This window comes from Pseudomonas lundensis, assembly GCF_001042985.1.
Taxonomy (GTDB): domain Bacteria; phylum Pseudomonadota; class Gammaproteobacteria; order Pseudomonadales; family Pseudomonadaceae; genus Aquipseudomonas; species Aquipseudomonas lundensis.
Genome location: NZ_JYKY01000003.1, coordinates 274,670 through 281,757 on the forward strand (window position 1 = coordinate 274,670; position 7,088 = coordinate 281,757).

5 protein-coding genes and 1 pseudogene are annotated in these 7,088 nt (G+C 56.5%); 4 read left to right on the forward strand and 2 right to left on the reverse strand.

Features of this window, described 5'->3' with window-relative positions:
- The first annotated feature begins 54 nt into the window (after positions 1 to 54).
- The 4 genes from TU74_RS04285 to TU74_RS04300 all read left to right on the forward strand — a co-directional run bounded on the left by TU74_RS04285 (position 55) and on the right by TU74_RS04300 (position 6,435).
- A complete protein-coding gene (locus tag TU74_RS04285; protein ID WP_048375261.1) occupies positions 55 to 3,090 on the forward strand; it encodes an autotransporter domain-containing protein in 3,036 nt (1,011 codons plus the stop codon).
- A 747-nt stretch (positions 3,091 to 3,837) separates the two neighbouring features.
- Positions 3,838 to 4,239, forward strand: coding sequence for a hypothetical protein (locus TU74_RS04290; RefSeq protein ID WP_153428583.1), 402 nt, complete (start codon positions 3,838 to 3,840; stop codon positions 4,237 to 4,239).
- Positions 4,240 to 4,320: 81 nt separating this feature from the next.
- Positions 4,321 to 5,718 (forward strand): hypothetical protein, encoded by a 1,398-nt coding sequence (locus tag TU74_RS04295; protein ID WP_223296393.1) that lies wholly within the window; start codon positions 4,321 to 4,323, stop codon positions 5,716 to 5,718.
- Positions 5,719 to 5,907: 189 nt separating this feature from the next.
- Positions 5,908 to 6,435 (forward strand): hypothetical protein, encoded by a 528-nt coding sequence (locus TU74_RS04300; protein ID WP_012269855.1) that lies wholly within the window; start codon positions 5,908 to 5,910, stop codon positions 6,433 to 6,435.
- A 101-nt stretch (positions 6,436 to 6,536) separates the two neighbouring features.
- Here the strand turns inward: TU74_RS04300 and TU74_RS04305 are convergent, their stop codons facing one another.
- Positions 6,537 to 6,860: a hypothetical protein gene (locus TU74_RS04305; RefSeq protein WP_010951457.1), complete on the reverse strand. Its 324-nt coding sequence runs from the start codon at positions 6,858 to 6,860 to the stop codon at positions 6,537 to 6,539.
- 101 nt (positions 6,861 to 6,961) lie between these two features.
- Positions 6,962 to 7,088: pseudogene (locus TU74_RS24085) on the reverse strand (IS5/IS1182 family transposase); the annotation flags it as partial.

Genomic DNA, 7,088 nt, shown 5'->3' on the forward strand with positions numbered 1-7,088 from the left:
GTAACACGTGGGCAACTCCTGCCTGTAGGAACGCTGCCGTTTAAAAAACGGGTCATGTCATTGGCATTGGGCATGGCATCAGTGGGCATGTTCGGACAATTGCACGCTGCTCCTTATGTAGAGGCCGGACGGGCAGGGCAGCCCGATAGCTGGCGCAGCCCGGAGTTCAAGGCGGACTGGGGCTTGGGCGCGATCAATGCGCAAGATGCCTACGCCGCGGGGTACAGCGGCAAGGGCGTCAAACTCGGGATCTTCGATCAGCCGGTCTACGCGCAGCACCCTGAGTTCAACAGCCCGAACAAAGTCATCACCCTGACCACCTCCGGCATTCGCGAATACGCCGACCCGTACATTCCGGTCAAAGCCGGTGACGCGTTCATCTACGACGGCAGCCCGTCGGCCGGGTCGGACGGCAAATTGGGCTCCCACGGCACCCACGTCGGCGGCATTGCAGGGGGCAACCGCGATGGCGGCCCGATGCACGGCGTGGCCTATGACGCGCAGATCATCATGGCCGACAACGGCGACCCCGGCCCGGAAGACGGCATTATTCGTGGCAATGACGGCGCGGTTTACAAAGCCGGTTGGGATGCGCTGGCCGCCAGCGGGGCGCGGATCATCAACAACAGTTGGGGCATTGGTATCACCGACACGTTTCGCCTGGGCGGACGCGACCCGGCTTACCCGCACTTCACCGTGGACGACGCGCAGAAGCAGTTCGATCAGATTGTGCCGCTGCTCGACACCAAGGCGGGTGGCGCTTACAGCGGCGCCATCGAATCGGCGCGCAGTGGCATCGTGACCATTTTCGCCGCCGGTAATGACTACAACCTCAACAACCCGGACGCCATTGCAGGGCTGGCGCATTTCGTCCCGGACATCGCCCCCAACTGGATCACGGTTGCCAGCTTGCAGCAAAACCCTGACACCACCAGCGCCATCCCTTACACCCTGAGTACGTTCTCATCCCGGTGCGGGTATGCGGCCAGTTTCTGCGTGTCCGCACCGGGCACCGGGATCTACAGCGCCGTGATCGGTGGCACCACGCTGGACAACATGACGGTCGGTTACGGCAATAAAAGCGGCACCTCAATGGCCGCCCCCCATGTGGCGGGCAGTGCAGCCATCTTGATGGAGCGCTTCCCGTACATGACCGGGGCACAGGTGGCAGGCGTGCTTAAGTCCACGGCAACCGACCTGGGCGCGGCGGGTGTAGACGAGCTGTATGGCTGGGGCATGATCAATCTGCATAAAGCCATCGACGGCCCCGGCATGTTCATCGCCGATGCCGATATCCCACAAGCCCTGCGCGTAGCAGGCTCGTACGGCGACGGCCAGTTTGTGGCAGACCTGCCGGGCGTGGGTGCGCTGATAGATGCCGGAAAACCCACGGAGCGACGCTGCACGGATGCCAGCTGCGGTTTGGATGTCTGGCGTAACGACATCGGCGGCCACGGCGGGCTGACCAAACAAGGCATCGGTACGTTGGTGCTGACTGGCGCCAATACTTACAGTGGGCCAACGGCGATCAATCAGGGCCTGCTGGCGGTGAATGGCTCGCTCAGCTCCGCCGTCACGGTGAACCAGAACGGCGTTCTGGGTGGCAGCGGCCAGGTCGGCGCACTGACTGCCAACGCGGGCGGTACGGTGGCGCCGGGCAACTCGATCGGCACGCTTAATGTGGCGGGTAACGTGACGTTCGAGCCGGGCGCCATCTACGCCGTTGAGTTATCCCCAACCCAAAGCGACCGAATTGTGGCGGACGGTAAAGCCACATTGAAGGGCGGCACAGTGACCCTGGCACTGGAAAACAATCCTGCGCTGTTGAGTCGCCAGCAAGCCGGCAGCTTGTTGGGCCAACAGTTCAGCATTCTCCAGGCCGCGGGCGGGGTAGAGGGGCGATTCGCCAGCGTCTTGCCCAACTACCTGTTCATCGGCGGGCAGCTGGATTATTCAGCCACGGCGGTGCAATTGGGCATCGAGCGCACGGCTGCATCATTCGCCAGTGTCGCGCTAACCCCTAACCAACGAGCCGTGGCCGCCGCAGCGGAAGGGCTAAGCGCTGGTAATGCGGTGTATGAAGGGATTTTGCTGTCCCCTTCGGTGACCAGTGCGCGTCAGGCGTATCAGCAATTGAGTGGTGAAATTCACCCTGCCATTGCCACCCAACTGATTAACGACAGTCGCCACGTACGCGACGCCGTGGGTGATCGTTTGCGCCAGCATGACCTGTACACCGCCGGTTCAGAGGCGGCTGGCCAGAACTTTGTCTGGGTCAAGGCCCTCGGTGCGTGGGGTAAAACCGATGCCGGCTCATCCAACGCGCAGTACACCACCTCGTTGGGCGGCATGCTGATCGGCGCGGACGGGCTTATCACCGAGGCCACCCGCGTCGGCCTGTTCACCGGTTACAGCCACAGCGGCCTGAACATGGGAGACGGCACGCACGCCAACGCGTCGACCGACAGCTACCACCTCGGCGCCTACGTAGGGCATGAAATCGATGCCCTGCGCCTGAGTGCGGGTGGCGCTTATAGCTGGAACCGGACCGACGTGAAACGTGATGTGCAATTTGCCGACATCGATGCCAAACAAAAAACCAAACGCGATGCTGGCACTGCGCAGGTCTTCACCGAAGCCGCCTACCGTATCCAACTCCCGTCGCTGGCGCTGGAGCCTTTCGCTAACCTGGCGTATGTACACGTGAGCAGCGACAGCTTCCATGAAAAGGGCGGGGCCGCAGCACTCAAAGGACGCCGCGATAATCGCGAAGCCGTGTTATCGACCCTCGGCCTGCGGGCTGCCAAAACCTTCACCTTAAACAGTGACCAAAAAATGGACGTGGCGGGCAGCCTGGGTTGGCAACACAACTTGAATGCTGTGGGCTCGGATGAGGACTTGAGCTTCGTGGCGGGCAGCACGCCCTTCAGCGTTCACAGTGTTTCATTGGCCCGCGATGCAGCGGTGGTAGGTGCTCAAGTGGGCGTGGCACTGGGTAAAGACACGCGCCTGGAACTGGATTACAACGGGCAGTTGAGCAACAAGGACAAGACGCACGGGGTAGGGTTGAACCTGAGCTGGCAGTTCTGACGACCGCGCTTTCTGCGCGCATAAAAAAAGGCCAACGCTCGCGTTGGCCTTTTTCGTGGTGCATTTACATCCGCTGTAGGTTCACAAAATAGGTGATAGGCCAGACCCCGTGAAATTGGAATCTTCGCCATTTTTTTTGTGAAATGAAGGGGTGCTTTTCACAGAAAAGCCGAGAAATCCCTACTCACCAATCACAAAAGTTGATTGGCCTGGAAAGGGCCGTTTACGACCGACGCGTGACTTTTCGGTAAGGGATGAGGAGTAGTCGCAGCGATCCTTTAGCTCCTAGTCTGGCGACCTTGGGTTCAGAATCCGACTGGCAATGCCCGCCGTCACTACTTCAGAGGAACCAGCTTCCTCTGCTGCCAAAATTGCGGGGGCTCATGCTGGTACCCAGGCCCGACAAATGCGCAGTTGCAGCCCTCAATTGCAAGGCTATCCAAAGCGGCACGCGTGTCAATCAAGATCTGATGCATGACGATGGCCGGCCTCACGGAGGTGAAACCGGAGATTCAGAATGACTAAACCGACCCCGTAGACACCAACCTCCACGAAGGCCGCTATCGACCCAAAGCTGTCCTTCAAGAAAGGCAGCTAACGGCGAGAAGCGGTCATTTTGTATCTACAGGTTTCGGGGCGATTCACTCGTCTGATGCTCAGGAGCACCAGGATGGGCGTCAAGGAGGTGGTCATCTTGAGGTGGACTATGCTGACCAGTTGCTCTCAAATCTAATCGTGAGGTCCTCCATGGCAAACCCCAATCTGCTGGCTCTATTCAGAGATGAAGTCCTTCTGACCGGGCCTGAAAGCTCCCTACCTAGCAACCTATCTCAGTTCTGGCTTGAGGAGCTCCAGAATCATCTGGAGAGGTATTTCGACGGTTTGAACTCGGAGTCAGATGCAGAAGAGAAGGATCTCGACATCTCCCTCCCACTCGCAGCGATCATCCACATCTTGTTCGCAAAAAATGGTGGGGAGGAGATATCCGAGAGCTCTGAAAAGCTGTACGAGTATTTCCAAGACTACCGGCTCGAACTGGCCCTTGAAGAGATCACGCGAAAGACTCATGTGGCTGCCGAGGCTGCAACCATTGAGACCATCTTCACCAACCGAGACGTCCTGGTGGAGCAAAGCCCCCTTCTTCAATAGGTACCTCCACCGATGCCATCGCCGGCGGGCACGCTCCGAGGCATTGATGGAATGCATTTTGACGACTGCCGAGATCAGCGAATGAAAGAAATTGCTGCGCCGATGTTCGATCTAATCGCTTTGTCGCTTCCACGAGGGTTGGGGTTTGGGGACAGCCCGCCAGTAGGGGCATGGCTTAGTGAGGACGGAATTTCTTGTGCCGCTCTAACCCGAAATATCAATTCCGGCAGCTTCGGAATTGTCACCTTGCGGCGTCGTGTCGATAGCGTGTGGGTGCTCCTCAGCCATGGTGAGTGCACCACTGGCGAGTCCGAAGCCCGCGCCTCAATCAGCCATTTTCTCTATACCCAAGCCCATCCGCTTCCACTCCCTTCAGGTGAACGACGACGTGCTCCTCTAAGCAGAATGGGTAAGCGCACACCAAGCGTGGTGTTCAAATCACTATTTGATCCAAGCCGCCGTATTGGGGCGTGGGCGCTGAATCAACTGTATCTCGCACTGCCATCCCCAGACAGAAATTGGGTTCCCGATTGCCAGACTGAGAATTTTCACACCCGCCTCTGGGAAGCCCACCTATTAGCGATTTTTCGTGAACAGGGACTCTTGGTCACCCAGCCTAAAGAATCACCCGATTTTCACATCGAGAATAGGCTGGGAGATGAGGCCTGGGTTGAAGCAGTGACAGCCAACCCGGAAGAGCGGTATGAGCATTTTGGCGCCTCGCCGGTCCCCCCACCCGCTGACCGACATGAGCGTTTCTTAGGAGCGGCTGCAGAAAGGTTTGCGAGGACCATCCAAAACAAATTGGACAAGCGTTACGAATCCCTACCGCACGTGGAGGGTAAGCCGCTCATTCTGGCCTTAGCCGATTTCCATGCGCCCAGTTCAATGCTGTGGAGCAGGGAGTCGCTCATCAGCTATCTCTATGGCTTTGCAGTTCACTCATCTGCGCATCGTGGTACGCACCTGATAACTGTGGAGGAAGAGACATCTCTGCTATCAGGGCGCCCCAACGGCCTATTTACGCTAATGGAAAATGCCCATCTTTCAGCGGTCATTTTCACCAATGCCTGCACAGTGCCAAAGCTCAGCCGAGTGCCGATCTCAGGTGGAGCTCATCTAGACGGGTACCGATACTTGCGGTTTGGTGAGTTTTTCGACCGTTCTCCGGGAGCATCACGAGGTATCCCATTTCTGTTGGATGTAGCGTCCAGCGACTACGGTCAGCTCTGGCCGCAATATGGCTACGAGCCGTGGTCTGCTGAAGTGGAGGTATTCCATAACCCTATGGCACTATACCCGGTGCCTAATGAGTTGATACCAGAAGTCACCCACTGGAGAGAAGTAAACGGAAGAGTCGAGTGCGAATCTTTCTTTGATGTATCCATACTCCGATCCAGAACACTCGTCCTCAGTGCAAACGCTAAGGTTCCGTCACTCGATGAGTTGCTGACAGCAGCCAGTCCTCCAGAGCTCTGACGGCGGCGGGGTGGCCGCATCGTTGCCACGCAGGTAGATGAGAATTTCTCAGCAAGCTACCCAGCCAGGGGAAGGACATGAGATCCCCTGCGCAATTCAGGACCGTTGAAGCGTCACCTCTCTTCGGGTAAAAGCATGACCGTCATACAACGCTACAACAGCGTCATACCCGAGAGCATAGGAAGAAAAATGTCGATCCAAGGACTAAAACGATACTTTGGAAACAAGATTCACGCAGTGATAATGATGGCCCCGCTTAAGCGGGAAATGATACGCCTCGGCATATGCACCCTTATGGCGATTATTCTGAATATCATCTTGTATACCGGCGTTGAAGTAGACGGCACCATCAAGCCGTGGGCAGAAACCCCGATAAAACTGTTTGCATCGTCGATGTTATTCGCCTTCATGATCAAGGCTTTTCTGCCAGTTCTCGGCTGGACGATACTGAAAGCAATGCTGTTGAGTGCGAACAATGCCTTCAGCGGCATACTGAGTTTTTTGGGCAATCAGTTCACAGGCGTCATGTACTGTACCGGAATTATTATGGGTTCTATCACGATTAAATTGTATATGGTTTCCGGGGTTTTAGACTCTGAGTTTGCTTATCTGTCCGCAATCGTATTTGCTTCCGGGGTTTTATATTTCTATGTGCTGCAATGCGCCATTCAAAAAACAATGAGTCCGGCCCTGCGTACACCAGCAGTACCGCGTTAAACCACTAGGCTGTGACTATTCATCTCTGGTGCTCAGTAGGCGCTCGCTCTGCTGAACCCTCACCCATACACAACCATTAATGGACTGGCCCGCCTTCGACTTTATGAAGAAGGCGAGCGAGCACGTGACTGATTGCGCATGTATTCCGAGATGAGACTTTCGAAATTGATGTCCGCCTCCTCAACGAGAATATTGACGTGACAGTACAGCTCTTCAGGACCTCTGAGATAATTGAAAATCCTTGATCTAACGATGCCGCAAACCCCTTCTTTGACCGCCGTAGAGGGGAGGTTGATAACATCGCCAACGCACGGGATAAGAGCTAGGCCATGGTCGCTGTTGAAGACAATGTCAGCTGGACAGGCATCAATGCTGGCATCGGATTGTCCTTGCGAAACCTGCTGATAATCAATGCTATACCTCATGTACAGCCTACCTCATTTGTTGAGTGAGGAATCAGCGCCGCGGATCGTAAACAGAAACCTCAAGTTCGCAAGCGACGGGAGCATGTAGCGGATTTTCGGTACTAGGCTCTGTACGTAAAGTATTGTCGCAAGCACCGCATAGCGCAGGCCAATGAGACCATCGCCGCAAAACTTGTTGCGAGCTTGTCGAAGCGCGTCACGATGCGACGGTTCTCCTTCAGCCAGCCA